The organism is Aromatoleum evansii (assembly GCF_045689615.1).
Taxonomy (GTDB): domain Bacteria; phylum Pseudomonadota; class Gammaproteobacteria; order Burkholderiales; family Rhodocyclaceae; genus Aromatoleum; species Aromatoleum evansii.
Map to the genome: position 1 here is coordinate 3,201,363 of NZ_CP141259.1, position 21,055 is coordinate 3,222,417.

The 21,055-nt window shown below is 67.3% G+C and carries 16 protein-coding genes; 13 read left to right on the top strand and 3 right to left on the bottom strand.

Features of this window, described 5'->3' with window-relative positions; genetic code table 11:
- Nucleotides 1-207: 207 nt before the first annotated feature.
- The 13 genes from U5817_RS15050 (at nucleotide 208) to U5817_RS15110 (ending at nucleotide 17,279) form a co-directional block, all read left to right on the top strand.
- Nucleotides 208-891 carry a GntR family transcriptional regulator gene (locus tag U5817_RS15050; RefSeq protein ID WP_407277871.1) on the top strand — a complete coding sequence of 228 codons (684 nt, stop codon included), beginning with the start codon at nucleotides 208-210 and terminating at the stop codon, nucleotides 889-891.
- A gap of 56 nt (nucleotides 892-947) precedes the next feature.
- The gene (locus tag U5817_RS15055) at nucleotides 948-2,156 is read left to right on the top strand and encodes a thiolase family protein (RefSeq protein WP_407277872.1); all 1,209 of its coding nucleotides are present in this window, start codon (nucleotides 948-950) and stop codon (nucleotides 2,154-2,156) included.
- Nucleotides 2,157-2,506: 350 nt separating this feature from the next.
- Nucleotides 2,507-4,039, top strand: a complete 1,533-nt coding sequence (locus tag U5817_RS15060; RefSeq protein WP_407277873.1) for an acyl-CoA synthetase — start codon at nucleotides 2,507-2,509, stop codon at nucleotides 4,037-4,039.
- Nucleotides 4,039-6,165 carry a hydantoinase/oxoprolinase family protein gene (locus tag U5817_RS15065; RefSeq protein WP_407277874.1) on the top strand — a complete coding sequence of 709 codons (2,127 nt, stop codon included), beginning with the start codon at nucleotides 4,039-4,041 and terminating at the stop codon, nucleotides 6,163-6,165. Before U5817_RS15060 ends, U5817_RS15065 begins: the two co-directional genes overlap by 1 nt.
- Nucleotides 6,162-7,856: a hydantoinase B/oxoprolinase family protein gene (locus tag U5817_RS15070; protein WP_407277875.1), complete on the top strand. Its 1,695-nt coding sequence runs from the start codon at nucleotides 6,162-6,164 to the stop codon at nucleotides 7,854-7,856. Before U5817_RS15065 ends, U5817_RS15070 begins: the two co-directional genes overlap by 4 nt.
- Nucleotides 7,856-8,989 (top strand): acyl-CoA dehydrogenase family protein, encoded by a 1,134-nt coding sequence (locus tag U5817_RS15075; RefSeq protein ID WP_407277876.1) that lies wholly within the window; start codon nucleotides 7,856-7,858, stop codon nucleotides 8,987-8,989. Before U5817_RS15070 ends, U5817_RS15075 begins: the two co-directional genes overlap by 1 nt.
- Complete coding sequence (locus tag U5817_RS15080) at nucleotides 8,986-9,414, top strand: cobalamin B12-binding domain-containing protein (protein WP_050415549.1); 429 nt, start codon at nucleotides 8,986-8,988, stop codon at nucleotides 9,412-9,414. Before U5817_RS15075 ends, U5817_RS15080 begins: the two co-directional genes overlap by 4 nt.
- Entirely contained in the window at nucleotides 9,411-11,024 is a 1,614-nt protein-coding gene (locus U5817_RS15085) for a methylmalonyl-CoA mutase (protein ID WP_407277877.1), read from the top strand. The genes U5817_RS15080 and U5817_RS15085 overlap by 4 nt, the downstream gene beginning before the upstream one ends.
- A 10-nt stretch (nucleotides 11,025-11,034) precedes the next feature.
- The gene (locus U5817_RS15090; protein WP_407277878.1) at nucleotides 11,035-11,901 is read left to right on the top strand and encodes an FAD binding domain-containing protein; all 867 of its coding nucleotides are present in this window, start codon (nucleotides 11,035-11,037) and stop codon (nucleotides 11,899-11,901) included.
- Nucleotides 11,885-12,358 (top strand): (2Fe-2S)-binding protein, encoded by a 474-nt coding sequence (locus U5817_RS15095; protein ID WP_407277879.1) that lies wholly within the window; start codon nucleotides 11,885-11,887, stop codon nucleotides 12,356-12,358. The genes U5817_RS15090 and U5817_RS15095 overlap by 17 nt, the downstream gene beginning before the upstream one ends.
- A gap of 13 nt (nucleotides 12,359-12,371) precedes the next feature.
- Nucleotides 12,372-14,780, top strand: a complete 2,409-nt coding sequence (locus U5817_RS15100) for a xanthine dehydrogenase family protein molybdopterin-binding subunit (RefSeq protein ID WP_407277880.1) — start codon at nucleotides 12,372-12,374, stop codon at nucleotides 14,778-14,780.
- Nucleotides 14,777-15,973: a CaiB/BaiF CoA transferase family protein gene (locus U5817_RS15105; protein WP_407277881.1), complete on the top strand. Its 1,197-nt coding sequence runs from the start codon at nucleotides 14,777-14,779 to the stop codon at nucleotides 15,971-15,973. Before U5817_RS15100 ends, U5817_RS15105 begins: the two co-directional genes overlap by 4 nt.
- Nucleotides 15,974-16,130: 157 nt before the next feature.
- Nucleotides 16,131-17,279, top strand: coding sequence for an ABC transporter substrate-binding protein (locus U5817_RS15110; protein WP_407277882.1), 1,149 nt, complete (start codon nucleotides 16,131-16,133; stop codon nucleotides 17,277-17,279).
- Between the two features lie 188 nt (nucleotides 17,280-17,467).
- Here the strand turns inward: U5817_RS15110 and U5817_RS15115 are convergent, their stop codons facing one another.
- From U5817_RS15115 to U5817_RS15125, 3 genes are all read right to left on the bottom strand, one after another.
- Nucleotides 17,468-18,643 (bottom strand): ABC transporter substrate-binding protein, encoded by a 1,176-nt coding sequence (locus U5817_RS15115; RefSeq protein WP_169125449.1) that lies wholly within the window; start codon nucleotides 18,641-18,643, stop codon nucleotides 17,468-17,470.
- 85 nt (nucleotides 18,644-18,728) lie between these two features.
- On the bottom strand, nucleotides 18,729-20,357 hold the full coding sequence (locus tag U5817_RS15120; protein ID WP_407277883.1) for an AMP-binding protein: 1,629 nt from the start codon (nucleotides 20,355-20,357) through the stop codon (nucleotides 18,729-18,731).
- Between the two features lie 184 nt (nucleotides 20,358-20,541).
- Entirely contained in the window at nucleotides 20,542-21,027 is a 486-nt protein-coding gene (locus U5817_RS15125) for a MarR family winged helix-turn-helix transcriptional regulator (RefSeq protein ID WP_407277884.1), read from the bottom strand.
- Nucleotides 21,028-21,055 lie beyond the last annotated feature (28 nt).

The following is a 21,055-nucleotide window of genomic DNA, read 5'->3' on the forward strand; positions in this document are numbered from 1 at the left end:
TCCATCATAGCCAAGGCGCCGCCGTGCCGGCAAACTGCTGCAGCGGCTTTCGGTGGCGGACAATTTCGAATGCGGGATCGACGAAGTCGGTGTCGCAGCCGATTCCACCCGAGAAGACAGGATGTACTTTACACCCTAAAAAATACTGTATACAGTACACATCAACTCGAAAGCCGCTGCAAACAACGAACATCAAAGGCTCCGAAAATGGTCTCCACGCTTCAGCCCGTCGAACGCCCCCTCGCTCTCGGTGAACGGGTCTATCACACCTTGCGCGATCATCTGCGCAGCGGTCAGATCCTCGCCGGCCAGCCGCTGCAGGAAGTCCAGCTCGCCGAAAAGCTCGGCGTCTCGCGCACCCCCGTACGCGAAGCGCTGCGGCGCCTCGCGAGCGAAGGCCTGCTCGTCTCGGACAACCGAAGCTTCGTCGTGCCGGCGCTGACGCTGCAGGACGTCAACGACATCTACGAGATCCGCTTCCTCATCGAACCGGCCGCGATCCGCAGCATCGCCCCGCTCACGCGCTCAGCCGAGCACCGCCGCGGCATCGAGGACGCGCTCGCGGCGATCGTCCGCGCACACAAGGCCGGCGACGCCGCGGCGTTCCGCGAGGCGACGATCTGCTTCCGTGCGGCGTGGCTCGCCCTGGTGCCGAATCCGCGACTCGTGCGCATCGTCGAGCAGTACGCCGATCACATGCAGCGCATCCGCACGCTGACGCTGGACGACCCGGAGATCCGCACAATCGTGCTGCGCGGCCTGAACCGCATCTCGGCCGCACTGGCCGCGGGGGACGGCGACACCGCCGCGACGGCCATGCTCGAACACCTCGTCGAGGCGAAGCGGGCGTTCATCGCCGCCGTCGGCCTCACCGACGACGGCCAGGCCTGACCCGGGTCATTCGGCCGTTCGTGCGCTAGAAGAAAAAATACCGGAGACCACAGACGATGACCCGCTACACGGCCGAAATTCCGTACGGCGCCTACTGGAGCACGCCCTTCGCGCGCTGGCAGGGCAGCTTCGCGTCGCTACACAGCGTGCGCTTCGCCGCACATGTGGCGAAGAACGAGCTTGCGAAAAGGAACATCGACCCTCAGACGATCGACTACGGCGTCCTGGGATTTTCGGTGCCGCAGCAGCACGCGTTCTACGGACTGCCGTGGCTCACCGGCCTCGTCGGCGCGACGCGCGCGGGCGGGCCGACGATGATGCAGGCCTGCGCGACCGGCGTGCGTACGCTCCTCGCCGCTGCGCAGGAGATCGAGGCCGGCATGGCCGACGTCGCACTCATCGTGAACTGCGACCGTACCTCGAACGGCCCCCACCTCTATTACCCGAATCCGCGCGGGGCCGGCGGCACGGGCTCATCCGAGGACTGGGTGCTCGACAACTTCGGCTGCGACCCGCTCGGCGGCCACTCGATGGTGCAGACGGCAGAGAACGTCGCCGCAAAGCATCGCGTCACGACCTCGCAGCAGCACGAGCTCGTGCTGCGACGCGAAGCGCAATACGACGACGCCCTGAAGGACGATTCCGCCTTCCTGCGCCGCTTCATGACCCTGCCCTTCGAGGTGCCGAGCGGCGATTTCCGCAAGATCGCGGGCACGCTCGACGGCGACGAGGGTGCATCGCGCTCCACGGCCGAGGGCCTCGCGAAACTGAAGCCGGCCGCCGAGGGCGGGACGGTCACGTTCGGCGCCCAGACGCATCCGGCCGACGGCAACGCTGGAATTCTCGTGACGACGCCCGAGCGGGCGAAAGCGCTGTCGAAGGATCCGTCGATCGCCGTGCGGCTTCACGGCTTCGGACTCGCACGCACGGAACTCGCGTACATGCCCGAGGCGATGATTCCCGCCGCGCGGCGCGCGCTCGACCAGGCCGGCCGCGGCATCGCCGACATGACCGCCATCAAGACGCACAACCCGTTCGCGGTGAACGACATTGTCTTTGCGCGCGAGACCGGCGCGCAGCTCGACGCCATGAACAACTACGGCTGCTCGCTCGTGTGGGGTCATCCGCAGGCGCCGATGGGCACGCGCGCGATCATCGAGCTCGTCGAGGAACTCGCGCTGCGCGGCGGCGGCTACGGCCTCTTCACCGGTTGCGCCGCCGGCGACACGGCGATGGCGGTCGTCGTCGAGGTCGGCGACCGGTAAGGAACACCGCTTCATTAAACCGGCAAGCAATTGCGTGATAGCAGGTTGAGTACTGCACGGTCGCTCCCTCCCCTTCAAGGGGAGGGCTGGGGTGGGGATGGGTTAAACAGAGGTAGCAGAAACCCATCCCCCTCCTAACCTCCCCCTTGAAGGGGGAGGGACAAGGTGGATCGAGCAGACGTCATATGTTTGATTGCCGGATTAGGACCAACGCAGCACGCGGCATCACTCCCCCTCCGGGGGAGACACGAGAGGCGCAAAGCGCCCGGACGCAGCATCCCCAACCGGATTCGAACGAGTCAGAAGAGGCGCGCAAAGCGCCCGTGACCGAACTTGGAGGAGGAATGGGGATGGACCTGTCCGAATGGATCGTCCGTCAGGCCGGGCTCGCGCCCGACAAGACGGCGATTCGCTTCCCGGAGCGCGACTTGACGTACGCGGCGTTCGCCGCGGAAATCGAGCGACTCGCGTCGGCACTCCACGCGTCCGGCGTCGAGCGCGGCGACTGCGTGGCGTTTCTCGGCTACAACCGCCCGGAAACGCTCGCCGCGCTGTTCGCCTGTGCGCGTCTGGGTGCGCTTTTCATGCCGCTCAACTGGCGGCTCGCCGGCCCCGAGCACCGGCAACTGCTTGCCGACTGCCCGCCCAAGGTGCTGCTCGCGGAGCCGCGCTTCACCGAGCAGATCGACGCCTTCCGCGATGAACTCGGCGCGGTGACGCTCGTCGCGTTCGGCGCACCGCCGCGAGGCTGGATCGCCTTCGACGACCTGATGCGGCGCGGCGATGCGCCCGTGCCGCAGGACCCGCGCGTCGGCCCCGATACGCCGCTGCTGATCTGCTACACGTCGGGCACGACCGGCAGGGCGAAGGGCGCGCTCCTGACGCAGGACGCGCTGGCGTGGAACGCCGCGAACAGCGCCGACCTCCACGGCCTTGTCACCGAGGACCGCATCCTCACGACGCTGCCGCTGTTCCATGTCGGCGGGCTCAACAACCAGACCACGCCCGCCCTGTCGCGCGGCTGCACCGTCGTCCTGCACCCGCGCTTCGACGTCGATGCGACCTTCGACGCGATCGAGGGCGAGCGCATCACGCTGACCGTGCTCGTGCCGGCGCAGATCGAGGCGATGATGGCGCACCCGCGCTGGCCGAAGGCGGATCTCTCCAGCCTGCGCATGATCACCACGGGCTCGACGATCGTGCCGGACCGGCTCTTCCGCGCGGTGCACGAACGCGGCATCCCGCTGGTGCAGATCTACGGATCGACCGAAACCAGCCCGATCGCCGCCTACGTGAAGGCCGCCGACGCCTTCACGCACGCGGGTTCGGCGGGACGCCCTGCCCGTCACTGCAGCGTTCGCGTCGCGGGCGAAGGCGGCACCGACGCGAAGACGGGCGCGAGCGGCGAGATCCTCGTGCGCGGTCCGAACGTCATGACCGGCTACTGGAACAACCCGCAGGCGACGACCGAGGCGCTGCGGGACGGTTGGTTCCACACCGGCGACATGGGCCATTTCGATGCCGACGGCTGGCTGTGGGTCGACGGCCGCAAGAAGGAAATGATCATTTCCGGCGGCGAAAACATCTATCCGGCCGAGATCGAGAACCTCCTCGCCGAGTCGTCCGACATCGCCGAAGTGGCCATCGTCGGCCGCCCCGATGAGCGCTGGGGCGAATCCGTCGTCGCGGTCATCGTCACCCACGCAGGCTCGACGCTCGATGCGGACGGCGTGCTCGGGCTCCTCGAAGGCCGCATCGCCCGCTACAAGCTGCCGAAGGAAGTGTTGTTCGTCGACGAACTCCCGCGCACCGCACTGGGCAAGGTCCGCAAGGACGAAGTGCGGCGTCTGGTCGCGCGCAAAACGTTCATGGAGCACATCTGATGACATTGAAAATCGGAATCGACGTCGGGGGCACCTTCACCGATTTCGTCGTCACCCGCGACGGCGCCGAGCCGGCGATCTTCAAGACGCTGTCGACACCGTCCGACCCCTCGATCGCGGTGGTAAACGGGCTCGCCGAGATCGCCGCGAGCATGCATCCGCCGATGACGCTCGAAGCGTTCGCGCCGACGATCGACACGATCGTGCACGGCACGACAGTGACGACCAACGCGACCCTGACCGGCACAGGCGCGAAGAGCGGCCTGCTGACGACCGAAGGGGTGCGCGACGCGCTGGAGATGCGCCGCGGCGTGCGCGAGGAGCAATACAACAACCGCTACACCAACGTGAAGCCGCTGGTGCCGCGCTACCTGCGGGCGGGCATCCCCGGGCGGGTAGACCGTGACGGCAACGAGGCCGCGGCGCTCGACCTCGACGCGGTGCGAAGCGCGATCGAACTCTTCCGCAGCGAAGGCGTGCAGGCGGTGTCGATCTGCTTCCTGAACTCCTTCGCCAACCCGGCCCACGAGCAGGCCGCGGCCGAACTCGTGCGCCGCGAGTTGCCCGGCGCCTACCTGTCGGTATCGACGGATCTCTTGCCATCGATCCGCTTCTACGAGCGTGTCAGCACGACGGCGCTGAACTCCTACGTCGGTCCGAAGCTGAACCATTACCTCGACCAGCTCGTCGGGCGACTCAAGGGCATCGGCTTCGACGGGCTGCTGCTGATCATGCAGTCGAACGGCGGCGTGATCTCGCCTCAACTCGCGCGCGAAAAGGCGGCGCTGACGCTGTTGTCCGGCCCCGCCGGCGGCCCGGGCGCGGGCCTGCATTACGTGCGCATCCACGGCCAGAACAAGTGCATCGTGACGGACATGGGCGGCACGAGCTTCGAGGCGTCCGTCGCCGTCGATGCGCCGATGATCAAGAACGACGGCGAGATCGCGCGGCATAAGATCGCGCTGCCGATGCTCGACATCCACACCATCGGTGCCGGCGGCGGCTCGATCGGTTGGCTCGACGAAGGCGGCCTGCTGCGCATGGGGCCGCAAAGCGCGGGCGCCGATCCGGGCCCGGCGTGCTACGGCAAGGGCGGCCGGCTGCCGGCCACGACCGACGCGAATGTCGTGCTCGGCTACCTCGACCCGGCGTTCTTCGCCGGCGGGAAGATGAAGCTCGACGTGGCCGCCGCGCGCGCCGCGATCGACGAACACATCGCGCAGCCGATGGGGCTCAGCATCGAGGAGGCCGCGGCCGGCATGTACCGCGTCGCGTGCAACAACATGGCGCAGGGGGTGCGCGAGGTGACGATCAAGCGCGGCTTCGATCCGCGCGAGTTCCCCTTCATCCCCGCGGGCGGCGCCGGCCCGATCCATTCGTGCCTGATCTGCGAGGAGCTCGAGATCCCGCTGCAGATCGTGCCGCGCGAATCCTCGGTGCTGTGCGCGTTCGGCATGCTGATGAGCGAGCTCAAGCACGATTTCGTGCGCACTTTCGTGTCGCGGCTCGATGCGGCGGACTGGACGAAGCTCGAGGGCATCATCGCCGCGATGGCCGTCGAAGGCGCCCGTCAGCTCGACGAGGAGCGCATCCCCGAAGGACGCCGCCGTTTCGACGTCAAGCTCGACTGCCGCTACGTGAAGCAGTACCACGAGGTCTCCTTCGTCGTGCCGCAGGCCCTGATCGCCGCCGCCGATGCGCAGGGCATCGCGCGCGCGTTCCACGCCGAGCACAACCGCCTGTACGGCTACTCGCTGGAAGCGGAGAACACGCCGGTCGAGATCATCAACGTGCGCGTGCAGGCGATCGGCGTCACCGACAAGCCGGTCGCGCGCCACGAGTCCTGGGCGGGCGAGGACGCGGCGCACGCGCTCAAGGGCCGGCGCGCCGTGTATATCCCCGAGACGCGGAAATTCCGCGAAGTGCCGGTCTATGACGGTCACCTCATGCGGCACGGCAACCGCATCGACGGGCCGGCCATGATCGAGCAGGAGACGACGGCGATCTTCGTGTCGGCGTCCTTCGACTGCGTCGTCGATGCGCTCGGCTCGTTCGCACTGTTCCAGAAAGGCCGTGCCGACCTCGTGGCGTCGTGCATCAAGGACATGAAGGAGGCGCTGGTATGAGCAACGCGAAAATCGATCCCATCCTGCTGTCCGTGTACGCCCGGACCTTCCGCTCGATCACGGACGAGATGAGCATCTCGATGGAGCAGACGACCCGTTCGCCGATCCTGTGCGAGGCCAAGGACTACGTCACCGGCCTCTACGACGGCGACGGCAACATGCTCGAGCAGACCGAGAACCTGCCGATCCTCGCCTTCTCGCTGGCGCCGGTGTGCAAGTACATCAAGGACTACTTCGGCGACGACCTCCATCCGGGCGACGTGATCTTCCACAACGACGTGTTCAGCCTGGGCAACCAGAACAACGACGTCGCGGTGTTCAAGCCGGTGTTCTTCGAGGGCCAGCTGGTCGCCTGGACTGCGGTCAAGGGTCACCAGGCCGACATCGGCGGCAATGTCGCCGGCGGTTACAACCCGAATGCGGTCGAGGTGTGGCAGGAGGCGCTGCGCATCCCGCCGGTGAAGGTCGTCGAGAAAGGAAAGCTGCGCAAGGACGTGTGGAACCTGATCTTCGCCAACGTGCGCCTCGACATCGTGCAGCACGACATGAAGGCCGAGATGGGGGCCTGCACCGTAGGCGAGCGGCGCTTTCTCGAGCTGATCTCGAAGTACGGCGTGGCGAGCTACGACGCGCACAAGCAGGCACTGTTCGACGCCACCCGCCGGATGATGGAGGCCGAGATCGCGAAGATCCCGAACGGCCGCTACTCGGGCGAAGGCAAGGTGTTCTACGACGGGCGCCACGTCGGCTCGGAATTCACGATCCGCGTCGACATCGAGGTGCAGGACAAGGCCATCCGCTTCGATTACTCGCGCACCGATGCGCAGACCAACGGCTTCGTGAACGGCACCTTCACGTCGAGCGCGTCGGCGACGATCCTGACCCTGCTGCAGATGGTGAACCCCGACATCCCGCATAACGAGGGCATGGTGCAGCCGATCGAGATCGTGATCCCGGAAGGCACGATCCTCAACGCGGCCTACCCGAAGGCGACGACCTTCGGCAACCACCTGTGCCCACCCAACGCCGACGCTATCCAGCGCGCGCTCGCCCCGGTGATGCCTGAGCGCGTGACCGCCGGCTGGAACAACCTGCTCGCGAGCCTCACGACCGGCATCGATCCGAAGACCGGCGAGAAATACGTCGACATCGGCTTCATGGGCCTGAAGGGCGGCTCGGGCGCGATGCTCGGCACCGACGGCTACGACCACATCGGCATGATCGACGCCTCGGGCGGCGTGCTCGACCAGGACTACGAGATGTTCGAGCAGCAGACGCCGCACCGGCTGATCCGCCACGAGCTGCTCGCCGACTCGGCCGGCGCCGGCGAATGGCGCGGCGGGCTCGGCGTCGAGACGATCTTCGAGATCGGCTCCGACGACACGCAGCTCGTGACCTTCGGCGACGGCGACTTCGAGCCGGCGTTCGGCCTCTTCGGCGGCGGAGAGGGCGGACTCAACTTCATCCGCCTGCACTACCCCGACGGCCAGACCGTCGTGCCGAAAAACAAGGATCTGATCACCGGCGTGCCGAAGGGCACGATCTACCATCAGGTCGCGAGCGGCGGCGGCGGCTACGGCGATCCGAAGCGGCGCGACCGCAAGCTGCTCGCCGACGAGATCCGCAACGGCGTGATCTCGGAAACGGCGGCGCGCGAGCTGTACGGCTACGAGCCGGAAAAGGTCGCGTGATGGATTTCGATCTTTCCGACGAACAACGCGCGATCCGGGACACGTTCGCGCGCTTCTGCGACGAGCGCATCGCCCCGCAGGCGGCGGCGCTCGACGAGGCGCACGCGTTCCCAAGGGCGCTGTTCCGCGAACTCGGCGAGCTCGGCTTCTTCGGCATGCGCTATCCGGAATCGGTCGGCGGCACCGGGCTCGCGCTGACCGAGTTCTGTCTCGCGCTGACCGAGGTTGCGCGCGGCTCGATGTCGCTCGCCGGCGCAGTCGCGATGCAGTCGCTGATGGGGACGAAATTCCTGCAGCTCCTCGGCAACGCCGACATCATCGAGCGCCTCTTCAAGCCGGCGCTTCGCGGCGACAGGATCGGCGCGATCTGCATGACCGAGCCGAACGCGGGCTCCGACCTCGAATCGATCGCGACCACCGCAACGAAGGTCGACGGCGGCTACGTCCTCAACGGCCAGAAAACGTGGATCACCTCCGCCCCGGTCGCGGACTTCTTCACCGTGTTCGCCCGCGCCGGCGACGAGAAGAAGCTGACGATCTTCCTCGTCGAGAAGGAGTTCAAGGGCCTCGGCGTCGGCCGCGAGATCCACAAGATGGGCGTGTGGGCGCTGCCGACTTCCGAAGTCGCCTTCAACGACTGTTTCGTGCCGGACAGCCACCGCCTGTCGAAGGAGGAAGGCGACGGCGAGGGGCACCTGAGGAAGACGCTCGCCGAGATCCGCATCATCACCGGCGCGATGGCGCTCGGCATCGCGCGCGCGGCGCTCAACGAGGCGGTGCGCTACGCCGGCGAGCGCCAGCAGTTCGGCAAGCCGATCAACCGTTTCCAGGCGATCCAGCTGAAGCTCGCCGAGATGGCGACCGGGCTGGAGGCCGCCACCGCCCTCGTCCACCGCGCCGCGTGGCTGTGCGACGCCAGGCGTCCGCACCACAAGGAAGCCGCGATGGCGAAGCTCTTCGCGACCGAAACCGCCGCCTCGATCTGCGACCAGGCCGCGCGCGTGCTTGCCTCCTACGGCTATGCGATGGAATACCCGGTGCAGCGCTACCTGCGCGACGTGCGCTTCACGCTGATCGGCGGCGGCACCAGCGAAATCCTCAAACTCGTCATTGCGAAGGAGGTGAGCGCATGAACGACACCGCACAACGCCGCATCCGCGTACTGCTCGCGAAGCCCGGCCTCGACGGCCACGACCAGGGCGCGAAAGTCGTCGCCCGGGCAATGATGGACGCGGGCTTCGAGGTCATCTACACCGGCCTGCGGCAGACGCCGGAACAGGTGAGCCGCATCGCGCTCGACGAGGACGTCGACGTCATCGCGCTCTCATCGATGGCGGGCTCGCACCTGCCCTTCTGCAGGAAGCTCAAGCCGCTGCTCGAAGCGAACGGCCTCGGCGACAAGCTGTGGATGATCGGCGGCAACCTGCCGGCGCAGGATCACGACGCATTGCGCGAGCTCGGCTTCAAGGGGATCTTCCCCACCGGCTCGAAGCTCGACGCGATCGCCGCGTACATCCGTGAAAGCATCCGCGAGAGCATCCGGGAGAACGCCGCATGAACGACCGCGCCCAACCGACGCTGAAACGCGTCATCAACGAATCCGGGCTCGAGGTCCAGCCGCTCTACACCGCGGCCGACGTCGCGGCTAGCGGCGGCGACGCGATGATCGGCCAGCCCGGCGAATATCCCTTCACCCGCGGCATCCATCGCGAGATGTACCGCAAACAGCCGTGGACGATGCGGCAGTACGCAGGCTTCGGCAATCCGTCCGACACCAACCAGCGCTTCAAGTACCTGATCGCGAACGGCCAGACGGGCCTCAACGTCGCCTTCGACCTGCCGACGCAGATCGGCCTCGACTCGGACGACCCGCTCGCCCAGGGCGAGATCGGCCGCGTGGGCATGTCGGTCGACACCCTGCGCGATTTCGAGATCGCGTTCGACGGCATCGACCTCGACAAGATCACCGTGTCGATGACGATCAACGGTGCCGCGGCAATCGCGATCGCGATGTATCTCGCGATGGCCGAGAAGCGCGGCTACGACGTGAAGCAGCTGCGCGGCACCGCGCAGAACGACATCCTGAAGGAGTTCATCGGTCGCGGCACGTGGATCTTCCCGGTCGAACCGTCGATCAAGCTCGTCGGCGACACCATCGAGTACTGCGCGGAGCACGCGCCCAAGTACAGCCCGGTGTCGGTGTGCGGCTACCACATCCGCGAATCGGGCGCGACGCCGGCGGAGGAGATGGCCTACGCCTTCTGCATCGCCCGCGCCTATGCCGACGAGGTGATCGCGCGGGGACTCCACGTCGACGAGTTCGCCGGGCGGCTGTCGTACAACTTCAACATCTTCGGCAACCTCTTCGAGCAGGTCTGCAAGTTCCGCGCGGGGCGCAGCCTGTGGGCCAAGATCATGAAGGAGGAGTACAAGGCCGAAAAACCGGGCTCGATGTGGCTGCGCATGATCGCGGCGGGCGGCGGCGGCGGGCTGACCTTCGAGCAGCCCGAGCTCAACATCGTGCGCGGCGCCTACTACGCGCTGATCAGCGCGCTCTCCGGCACGCAGACGATGGCGCTGTGCTCGTACGACGAGGCCTACACGATCCCCACGGAGTATTCGGCCCGCATCTCGCTGCGCACCATGCAGATCCTCATCGCCGAGATGGGCCTCACCGAGACGGTCGATCCGCTCGGCGGCTCGTACTACGTCGAGACGATGACGAACCAGATGCGCGAGAAGATGGAAGAGATCATCGCCGAGACCGACGCGCAGGGCGGCATCGTCAAGCTGGTGTCCGAGGGCGCGATCCAGGCGAAGGTCTCGGCGCAGGCGTACAAGATGCAGCGCGACATCGAGAGCGGCGCGTTCCCCAAGGTCGGGGTCAATTGCTACCGCAACGACCAGGAAGACGAGCATCCGGTCGAATTCCACCCCTACAACGAGGACGACGCGCGCGTGCAGATCGAGTCGCTGAACCGCGTGCGCGCCGAGCGCGATGCGGCACGGGTGACTCGTGCGCTCGCCGCGGTGGGCGATGCGGCGCGGGCGGGCACGAACGTCATGCCGGCGATCGTCGAGGCGGTGAAGGCCTACGCGAGCGTCGGCGAGATCACGCAGGAACTGGTGAAAGTGTTCGGACGGTACCAGGAACCGATCCGCTTCTGAGGAACGATCAATGACAGCAATCGAAAGATATGCCGCGCCGCAGAACCTCGACGAGGCGCTCGGCATCCTGCAACAGGGCGAGGTGACGATACTCGCGGGCGGGACCGACCTGATGCCGCAGACGAAAGCCGGGCGCATCGCGTTCAAGCCGACGCTGATGAACATCGGCCGCATCGCGGGGCTGAAGGGCGTCACGCTCGACGGCGAGCACCTGCGCATCGGCGCGCTCACCACGATCAGCGAGCTCCTCCGCGATCCGCTCATTGCGCAGCACGCGCCGGTGCTCGCGGAGGCCTGCGATCACTTCGCGAGCGACCAGATCCGCAACGCCGGCACGCTGGGCGGCAACATCAACAACGCCTCGCCCGCAGGCGACACGCTCGTGCCGCTGATCGTGCTCGACGCCGAGGTCGAGCTCGCGTCGAAGCCCAACGGCAGCGTCGCGACGCGCCGCGTGCCGCTCGCCGAGTTCTTCACCGGACCGGGCAGGACGAAGCGCGCCGCGAACGAGTTGCTGACCGCCGTGCGCATCCCGCTGCCGAAACCGGGTCACGTCGCGCGCTTCTACAAGTTCGGCACGCGCCCCGCATTGGACATCTCGACGATCTCGATCGGCATCGCCGGCATCAAGCGCGACGGTGCGCTCACCGAGGCGCGCATCGCCTACGGCGCGGTCGCGGCCACACCGGTGCGCGGCCGTAGCGCGGAAGCGGCGATCGAAGGCCGCCGGCTCGACGACGACACGATCGAGACGGCCGCGAACGCCGCGCGCGACGAGGTGAGCCCGATCGACGACGTGCGCGCGAGCGCGTGGTACCGCAAGGAACTGATCCACAACATGACCAGAAGGATGCTCGACCATGTTGCTCACGCATGACATCGAATTCACGCTGAACGGCGTCACGAAAAAGCTCACCATCGACGTCACGATGAACGCACTCGACATGCTGCGCGACGTCGTCGGCCTAACCGGCACGAAGTACGGCTGCGGCGAGGGTGAGTGCGGCGCATGCACGATCCGCGTCGATGGCGAGACGCGCAACTCCTGCCTGATGTTCGCCGTCGATTTCGACGGCCGCGACATCGTCACGATCGAGGGCTTGGCGGCCGACCCGAAGGCCGACGCGCTGCGCGAGTCCTTCGTCGAACACGGCGCGGTGCAGTGCGGTTTCTGCACGCCGGGCATGGTGATGCAGGCGTCCCACATCCTCGACACGCATCCCGACGCCGACGCGGAAGCAATCAAGCGCGGCCTCGAAGGCAACCTATGCCGCTGCACCGGCTACAAGAAGATCGTCGACGCAGTCGAATCCGCCTGCTGCGGCGGGCGATGAGGAGAACGACAGCATGAACGTCGCAGAAAAACCCGTCATCACGGCCGAATCCCTGATCGGCCAGCGCATCCAGAAGAAGGACGCGCCCGAAAAGGCCGCCGGCAAGACGCGCTACATCCAGGACATGATCGTGCCGGGCATGCTGCACGCGAAGATCCTGCGTTCCACGCGCGTGCACGCCAAGATCAGGAGCATCGACACTTCGGCGGCAAAGGCGCTACCGGGCGTCCATGTCGTCCTCACCGCGGCGGACGTGCCCGACCAGCAGCCGATCGGCGTCGCGCGCGACCACCTGCCGCTGAAGGGCGAACGCGTGCGCAGCCTGCGCGACGAGATCGCCGCGGTCGCCGCCGACAGCGACGAGATCGCCGAAGCCGCGCTGAAACTGATCCGCGTCGAATACGAGGACCTGCCGATCGTCGCCGGACCGGAAGACGCGATCAAGCCGGACGCGCCGCTGCTCCACCCCGCCCCGCTCGACGCCGACGGCAAGCCGAAGACCTTGCCGCCGAAAACGCCGATCGCGTTCGCCGGCAAGGCGGACAACATCGCGATGCGCTTCGACTACACGCACGGCGACATCGCCCAGGCCGAAGCCGAATCCGACGTCGTCGTCGAGGACAGCTTCCAGCTGCACTACGTGACGCACTGCTGCATGGGCGTGTCGGGCGTCATCGCCGAGTTCGACGCCTCCGGCAACCTGCTGATGTACTCCAACACGCAGGTGCCCTTCCTGCACAAGCGCGAGTTCGCCGAATACCTGAACATCGACCCGAGCCGCGTACGCATCATCCAGCCGCCGATCGGCGGCGGCTTCGGCTCCAAGCTCGACATCTACCCCTTCGAGGTGATCTGCATCTTCCTCGCGCGCGCGGCCAAACGCCCGGTGAAGATGGTGTTCACGCGCGAAGAGGAATTCCTCGCCTCGCCCACGCGCCAGCCGGTGCTGCTGACGCTGCGCTCCGGCTGCAAGAAGGACGGCACGCTGACCTTCCGTCAGGTGCACACGCTGCACGACAACGGCGCCTACACGTCCTGGGGCGCGACGACGCCCTTCGTGATGATGCAGACCTTCTCGTCGCTGTACCGCGTGCCGGCCTGCGACTACCACACGACGGTGGTGTACACGAACAACCCGTACGCCGGCTCCTTCCGCGGCTACGGCAACCTGCAGGCGACCTTCGCCATCGAGCAGCACATGGACATGCTGGCCGAGAAGATCGGCATGGACCCGCTCGACTTCCGCATGAAGAACGCGCAGGACGCCGGCGAAGTCACCGGTCAGGGCATGACGTTCAAGAGCTGCGGCTTCAAGGAATGCCTGACCACCGCGGCCGAGCGCAGCGACTACCGGAAGAAGCACGCCGACAACCTCGCCAACCGCGACGCACCCGGACCGGTGAAGCGCGGCATCGGCATCGCGTCGATGCTGCACGTCGGCGGCGGCGCGAAGATCTATCCGTCGGACGGCTGCGGCACGATCCTGAAGCTCGACGATTTCGCGAACGTCACGCTGATCACCGGCGCGTCCGAGATCGGCCAGGGCTCGGAAACGGTCCTGTCGCAGTTGGTCTGCGAGGAGCTGGGGCTGCCGATCTCGGCGGTCACCGTGGTCAATAACGACACCGCGATCACGCCCTGGGACGTCGGCGTGCATGCGAGCCGCACGACCTTCATCGCCGGCAACTCGGCGATCGGCGCGGCGCGCAAGGCGAAGGCGAAGATCCTCGCGGCGGCGGCGAAGAAGCACGGCTGCGACGAAGCAGCGCTCGATCTGCGCGGCGGCTTCGTCGTCGTCGGCGAGACCGGCGAACCGGTCGTCGAGCTGGCGCGCCTGATGCGGAATTTGCACTTCTCCGACAAGGCCGAGCTCGTCATGACGACCTTCTACTACGAGCCGCCGAGCGTGCATCAGGACAAGGCCTTCAAGGGCGACGTCTCAGCCGCCTACGCGTGGGCCGCCCAGGTCGTCGAAGTCGAGGTCGATACCGACACCGGCATCGTGAAGATGACGAAGGTCACCGGCACCCACGACGTCGGCCGCGTGCTCAACCGCCTCGGCCTCGAAGGTCAGATCGAGGGCGGCGTCGTGATGGGCCAGGGCTACGCGCTGACCGAGAACCTGATCGTCGAGAACGGCGTCACGCGCAACCCGAACTTCCGCGACTACAAACTCGTGACCGCGCCGGAGATCCCGGAGATGGACATCACCTTCGTCGAGTCGATGGATGGCGAAGGTCCGCAGGGTGCCAAGGGCGTCGGCGAAGCCCCGGCGATCTGCATCGCCGCGGCCGCCGCGAACGCGATCTACAACGCGACCGGCGTGCGCATCTTCGCCCTGCCCTTCACGCCGGAAGCGGTGTACCGGGCCTTGCGCGGCGCGGCGCCGAAACCCCACTGGCCCGCGTGGAAACCCGAATGAAGCCGCGCACCGTACTCTCGATGGAGCAGGCGCTGTCGATGCCCTACGCGACGCTGCGCTTCGCCCAGCTCGGTTGGCGGGTGATACGCATCGAATCGACGCCGGCCGGCGACGGCCTGCCCGGCGATCCCAACCGCTACATCGGCGGCAAGGTCGCCGACGACGACCGGCGCACCTATTTCATCGCGCCCAACGTCGGCAAGGAGGCGATCGCGCTCAACCTCAAGGAGCCCGACGGCCAGGCGCTGTTGAGGCGCCTCCTCGTCGAGCTCGACGTCGACGTGTTCTGCTGCAACACCGTGCCGCGCCGCTACAAGCAGCTCGGCATCGACTACGACACGCTCGCCGCAGCAAATCCGGATCTGATCTGGGCCGGCATCTCGGCGATGGGCCCCGACTACCCGGACGCGCCCGGCTACGACCCGGTGATTCAGGCGATGGCAGGCTACATGGAGCTCACCGGCGCCGCCGACGGGCCGCCGACCCTTGCCGGCGTGCCGATCATCGACCTCAAGGCGGGCGACGAGGTCTATGCGAACGTGATGATGGCGCTGGTCGAACGCGCCGAGAGCGGCAAGGGCACGCGCATCGACGTGTCGATGCTGCAGGCCGCGGCGTCGTGGCTGATCACGACGCTGCCGCTGCTCGATTTCGACTGCCAGCCGTCCGAGATCACGCGCTGTGGCAACGAGCACCGCAAGTTCATCCCGACGAACGTCTATCCGACCGCCGACGGATTCATCTACATGGCGATCGGCAGCGACGTGCAGTGGAAGCGCCTGTGCGAGATCCCGAAGTTCGCGTCGATCGGCAGCGCCACGCGCACGACGAACGAAGGTCGCCACCGCGAGCGCGACGCGATCCACCGCGACGTCGCAGGGGTCACGCAGCGTTATCCGACCGCCGAGATCGTCGCGGACTTCCGCGACGCGACGATCCCGCACGCACCCATCCACGACATCCCCGCCGTGCGCGACATGGAGGCGATCCGCCGGCGGCTGACGACCACACGCATGCCGGGCGGCAAGCTCGTGCATATGCAGCCGATGGCGGTCGACGTCGCCGGTGCCGATGGCGGCGAGCTGCCCTTTGCACCACGTTACGGCCAGCACACCGACGCGGTGCTGCGCGAGGCCGGATGCAGCGAGGACGAGATCGCGCTGCTGCACTCACGCGGAATCGTCGCGGGCTGACAGGAGGCGCCCAAGCGTCACGCGGCGCCCCACCGGGAGGGGCGCCGCTTTCGATTCACGAACCCCGGAAACCATCGACGGCGAGAGGAGCGCGCGGACCCGATCCGCACGCGCGACCAGAGGTCCTTGTGGTGCACACCGTAGGAGACATCAGAACATGAAGATGCTTGGCATTCGATTGGCGCTGTCCGGACTCGTCCTGGCGGCATCGCTGTCCGCACACGCGCAGGTGAAGATCGGCGTGGTGTCGTCGGCGACCGGCCCGACCGCGCTGGTCGGCATTCCGCAGAAGAACACGGTGGCGCTGCTGCCGGCGAAGATCGGCGATCTCAGCGTCGAGTACATCCCGCTCGATGACGCGAGCGATCCGACCGCTTCGGTCACCGCGGTGAAGAAGCTGATCTCGGAGCAGAACGTCGACGCGATCATCGGCCCCTCGGGCTCGCCCAACGCGATGGGCGTGATCCAGTTCGTCGCCGACGCCGGCGTGCCGCTCCTCGCGCCGGTCGGCACCGCGGCCGTCGTGACGCCGATGGACGACAAGAAGAAGTGGGTGTTCAAGACCACGCAGAACGACGACATCATCGCTACGGCGCTGGTCGGCCACATGGTGAAGTCCGGGGTGAAGACGCTCGGCTTCATCGGCGTCGGCGACCCCTACGGCGAGAACTGGTACAAGGTGTTCTCGGCGCTCGCCGAGAAGAATGGCATGAAGATCGTCGCCAACGAGCGCTTCCAGCGCCAGGATGCGTCGGTCACCGGCCAGAGCCTGAAGATCATCGGCGCCAAACCCGACGCCGTGCTCGTCGCCGCCGCCGGCGGCCCCGCGGTGCTGCCGCAGACCACGCTCGTCGAGCAGGGCTACAAGGGCCAGATCTACCAGACCCACGGCGCCGCCCTGCCCGACTTCCTCAAGCTCGGCGGCAAGAAGGTCGAAGGCACGATCCTCGCCGCGAGCCTGATGCTGGTGCTGCCCGAGATCGCCGACAGCCATCCGTCGAAGAAGATCGCCGCCGACTACATCGCCGCCTATGAGAAGGCCAATGGCACCAAGCCCGCGACCTTCGGCGCCAACGTCTTCGACGCGGGCCTGCTGCTGCAGCAGGCGATCCCCGCTGCGGCGAAGGTCGCCAAACCCGGCACCAGGGAGTTCCGTGCGGCGCTGCGCGACAGCCTCGAGCAGACCCGTGAGCTCGTCGGCACCCAGGGCGTCTACAACATGAGCACGACCGACCACAGCGGCTTCGACGAGCGCGGACGCGTGCTGATCGCCGTCAGGGACGGCAACTGGACGCTGGCGAAGTAAGCCGCGAATCGGTCGTCGCATAACCCGTAGGGCGGAAAAGCGCTGCGTCTTCCGCCGAATGCCGCCCGTCGTGCACCGCCATGCGGCGGATAACGCCTTCGGCTCATCCGCCCTACGGGTCGTTTGCACGCTTGGAAAACAAGAAGGGGGCTCGCGCCCCCCTTGCTCGTCCCGAAAGGTCGGGTGCCTTACATGCGGCAGCCGCGCGCCGGATCCGCCAGCGCCTTCTCTGCGACGCCGACGAGCTTGTTGTCGCGGCCTTCGGCCTTGCGCAGGTAGATGTCCTGCACCGGGTTGTGCGCCTTCGACAGCGTGAACGCGCCGCGCGGGCTGTCGATCTTCGCCGCTTCCATCGCCTTGATCATCGCCGGCTGCTCTAGCTTGCCGCCCTTCACCGCATCCAGGCCCACACGCAGGAGCTGGGCGGCGTCGTAGCCCTGCACCGCATACACATCGGGCTGCATCTTGTAGCTCGTCGCGTACTTGGTGCGGAAGGCCGTGTCCTTCGCGTTGGTCAGGCCGTCGGCGTAATGCAGCGTCGTCAGCAGCCCTTCGCCCGCGCCTCCCATCGCATCGAGCGTGCCGTCGGTGAGGAATCCCGACGCGTACAGCGGGATCGTCTTCTTCAGGCCCGCCGCATCGTAGTCCCTCACGAACTTGGCGGCCCCGCCGCCGGCGAAGAACACGAACACGGCATCGGGCTTCAGGTTCGCGATCTCGGTCAGGTAGGCCTGGAATTCGACGTTCGGGAAAGGCAGGTAGAGTTCCTTCGCGATCTTGCCGCCCGCCTTCTCGAAGGCCTCCTTGAAACCGCCCACGGCCTGTTCGCCGGCCGCGTACTTCCACGTCAGCGTGACGACGTTCTTGTGTCCGCGCTCGGCCGCGACCTTGCCCATGCCGTACGCGGGCTGCCAGTTCGTGAACGAGGTGCGGAACACGTTCGGCGCACACAGCGGGCCGGTGAGCTCGTCGGCGCCGGCGTTGGGGACGATCAGGAGCGTCTTGGTGTCGCGCGCGACCTTGGCCATCGCCAACGCCACGCCCGAGTGCACGGTGCCGACCAGCACGTCGACGTTGTCGCGCTTGACGAGCTTGGAGGCGTTCTCGGTCGCCTTGGCCGGATCGGATTCGTCATCGACGACGAAATACTCGACCTCGCGCCCGCCCAGCGTGCCGCCCTGCTCCGCGACGTACTGCTTGAAGCCGTTGGTGATCGCGGTGCCGAGCGCGGCATAGGTTCCCGTGTAGGGCAGCATCAGCCCGACCTTGACCTTCTCGGCCGCCTGCGCCGCACCGAGCGTCAGCGTGCCGAGCGCTACGGCGGCAATGCTGCGGACCACTTTGGCTCCCTTCTTCCTGGTCATTCTCGTCTCCTCCAGTCTTTTAATGTGTTCGCATCAAACTTCGATTGCGGACAGCTATGATTTTCTCATCCGGCGATTGCCGGTATCAGGGTTTCCCCTCGCGCAGCCGGAAACGCTGCAGTTTTCCGGTCTCGGTGCGCGGCAGCGAATCGCGGAACTCGATCGCGCGCGGATATTTGTACGGCGCGATCGTGCGCTTGACGAAGTCCTGCAGCTCGCGGACGAGCAGCTCCCCTGCCCCGTAGCCGGGGCGCGGCACGACGAAGGCCTTGACGATCTGCCCGCGCTCCTCGTCCGGCACGCCGATGACCGCGCATTCCGCGACCGCCGGATGCTGCATCAGCGCATCCTCCACTTCCGGCGCGCCGATGTTGTAGCCGGCCGACACGATCATGTCATCGAGCCGCGACTGGTAGTGGAAATAACCATCCGCATCCATGTAGTACGCGTCGCCGGTGTAGTTCCAGCCGTCGCCGACGTAGTTGCGCTGGCGCGAGTCGTCGAGGTAGCGGCAGCCGGTCGGCCCTTTCACGGCGAGCCGGCCGACGGTGCCGGCGGGCACTTCGCGCCCTTCGTCGTCGACGATGCGGGCGCGGTAACCCGGCACGACGGTGCCGGTCGCGCCGGGGCGGGCGTGTTCCTCGTCGGCGGAGATGAAGATGTGGAACATCTCGGTCGCGCCGATGCCGTCGATGATCTCGATGCCCGTCGCGTCCTTCCACAGCGCCCGTGTCGCCGCGGGCAGCACTTCGCCCGCCGACACGCACTTCACCAGCGGTCCGCCCAGGGGTGCACCGAGCCGGCGTTCGCGGGCGCCCTCGGCCATCGCGCGATACGAGGTCGGCGCGGTGAAGAGGATCGTCGCGCCGAACTCGCCGATCGCGTCGAGGAGCTGTGGCGGGGAAGCCTGTTCGAGCAGCACCGTCGATGCGCCCACGCTCATCGGGAACAGCAGCATGCCGCCCAGCCCGAAGGTGAACGCGAGCGGCGGGCTGCCGATGAAGACGTCGTCCGGCTGCGGCCGCAAAACGTGCGGCGGCCAGCAGCGGCAAGCCGCGATGACGTCGCGGTGGAAATGCATCGTCGCCTTCGGCTGTCCCGTGGTGCCCGACGTGAACGCGAGGATGCAGGTGTCGTCGGAGGCGGTCGCGACGTTGTCGAACTCGTCGGGCTGACGCGCCATCGCCGCTTCGAGGCCCGCGCCGGACGGGTCGCCGAAGGAGACCACGTGCGCGACCGACGGACGCGTCGCCACCGCCTCGTCGAGCTCGCCGCGCAGGGCGTGCGCGCACAGCGCATGCGTGATGCGGCCCTTGTCGAGGATCTGGCCGAGCTCCTTCGCGCGCAGCAGCGGCATCGTCGCGACCGCGATCGCGCCGGCCTTCATGATCGCGAACCAGCATGCGGCCAACATGGGGCTGTTCGGCCCGCGCAACAGGACGCGATTGCCCGGCACAACGCCGAGCTCATGCACGAGCACGTTGGCGATGCGGTTCGCGTGCCCGAGCAGGTCGCGGTAGGTCCAGCACAGGCCGCCGGGGGCGCGCAGGCAGACGCGCTCGCCCTCGCCGCCGACCACGCGGCGGTCGAGCAGCTCGACGGCACAGTTCATCAGGGGAGGAAACTGCAGCGACGGCAGCTCGAAGAGGAATTCCGGCTGCTGCTCGGGCGGCGGCAGGCGGTCGCGGGCGAAGGTATCGACGTGACTGGTCACGATGGCATCTCCCCTGATGAGGTGAATTCAGGATGGTGGCGGATTCCGGCCACGCTGCGCCCCCCCATGAGGGGGAGAAACGCGGACGCCGGATCGGCGTCGGCGCAGCAGGGCCGTCGCAAGCGGTGCGCTGCGCCGCTTCGCTTGCGCTGTCGCGGCGGGGCCGCCGCCGGCGCGCCAGCCCTCAGTCGGACATCGTCGAGAGATGCGCCTTCAGACGATCGAGCAGCTTCAGCATCTGCCGCTTCTCGGCATGGTCGAGCCCCGCCAGCAGGCCGACGACCCATTGCTCGTGCTCGCGCGCCATCCGGTCGAACTGGCGTTGCCCCTCGGGCGTCAGCATCACCGTGAAGGAGCGCCGATCGCGCGGATCGTCGTGCCGCTCCACGAGGCCTTCCTCGGCCAGCTTGTCGGTCAGCCCGGTCACGTTGCCGCCGGTCACCATCAGCAGGCGCGAAAGCTCGCTCATCTTCAGCCCTTCCGGATGACGGTCGAGCTGCGCCATCAGGTCGAAGCGCGGCAGCGTCGAATCGAAGTTCGTCCGCAGCCGCGTGCGCAGCTGCGCCTCGACGAGGTTCGTGCAGGTCAGCAGCCGCAGCCAGACGCGCAGCGCCTCGTGCTCGGCGTCGCGTGCATCGGTCGAAGGGCGGGCGGTGGCGGGCGTGGACATGCGGGCTCGGAGTCGGGGAAACAACGGG

Excerpts from the sequence above, each read along its gene's own strand:
- U5817_RS15050 (WP_407277871.1), top strand. The coding sequence starts at position 208 with ATGGTCTCCACGCTTCAGCCCGTCGAACGCCCCCTCGCTCTCGGTGAA.
- U5817_RS15055 (WP_407277872.1), top strand. The coding sequence starts at position 948 with ATGACCCGCTACACGGCCGAAATTCCGTACGGCGCCTACTGGAGCACG.
- U5817_RS15060 (WP_407277873.1), top strand. The coding sequence starts at position 2,507 with ATGGACCTGTCCGAATGGATCGTCCGTCAGGCCGGGCTCGCGCCCGAC.
- U5817_RS15065 (WP_407277874.1), top strand. The coding sequence starts at position 4,039 with ATGACATTGAAAATCGGAATCGACGTCGGGGGCACCTTCACCGATTTC.
- U5817_RS15070 (WP_407277875.1), top strand. The coding sequence starts at position 6,162 with ATGAGCAACGCGAAAATCGATCCCATCCTGCTGTCCGTGTACGCCCGG.
- U5817_RS15075 (WP_407277876.1), top strand. The coding sequence starts at position 7,856 with ATGGATTTCGATCTTTCCGACGAACAACGCGCGATCCGGGACACGTTC.
- U5817_RS15080 (WP_050415549.1), top strand. The coding sequence starts at position 8,986 with ATGAACGACACCGCACAACGCCGCATCCGCGTACTGCTCGCGAAGCCC.
- U5817_RS15085 (WP_407277877.1), top strand. The coding sequence starts at position 9,411 with ATGAACGACCGCGCCCAACCGACGCTGAAACGCGTCATCAACGAATCC.
- U5817_RS15090 (WP_407277878.1), top strand. The coding sequence starts at position 11,035 with ATGACAGCAATCGAAAGATATGCCGCGCCGCAGAACCTCGACGAGGCG.
- U5817_RS15095 (WP_407277879.1), top strand. The coding sequence starts at position 11,885 with ATGTTGCTCACGCATGACATCGAATTCACGCTGAACGGCGTCACGAAA.
- U5817_RS15100 (WP_407277880.1), top strand. The coding sequence starts at position 12,372 with ATGAACGTCGCAGAAAAACCCGTCATCACGGCCGAATCCCTGATCGGC.
- U5817_RS15105 (WP_407277881.1), top strand. The coding sequence starts at position 14,777 with ATGAAGCCGCGCACCGTACTCTCGATGGAGCAGGCGCTGTCGATGCCC.
- U5817_RS15110 (WP_407277882.1), top strand. The coding sequence starts at position 16,131 with ATGAAGATGCTTGGCATTCGATTGGCGCTGTCCGGACTCGTCCTGGCG.
- U5817_RS15115 (WP_169125449.1), bottom strand. The coding sequence starts at position 18,643 with ATGACCAGGAAGAAGGGAGCCAAAGTGGTCCGCAGCATTGCCGCCGTA.
- U5817_RS15125 (WP_407277884.1), bottom strand. The coding sequence starts at position 21,027 with ATGTCCACGCCCGCCACCGCCCGCCCTTCGACCGATGCACGCGACGCC.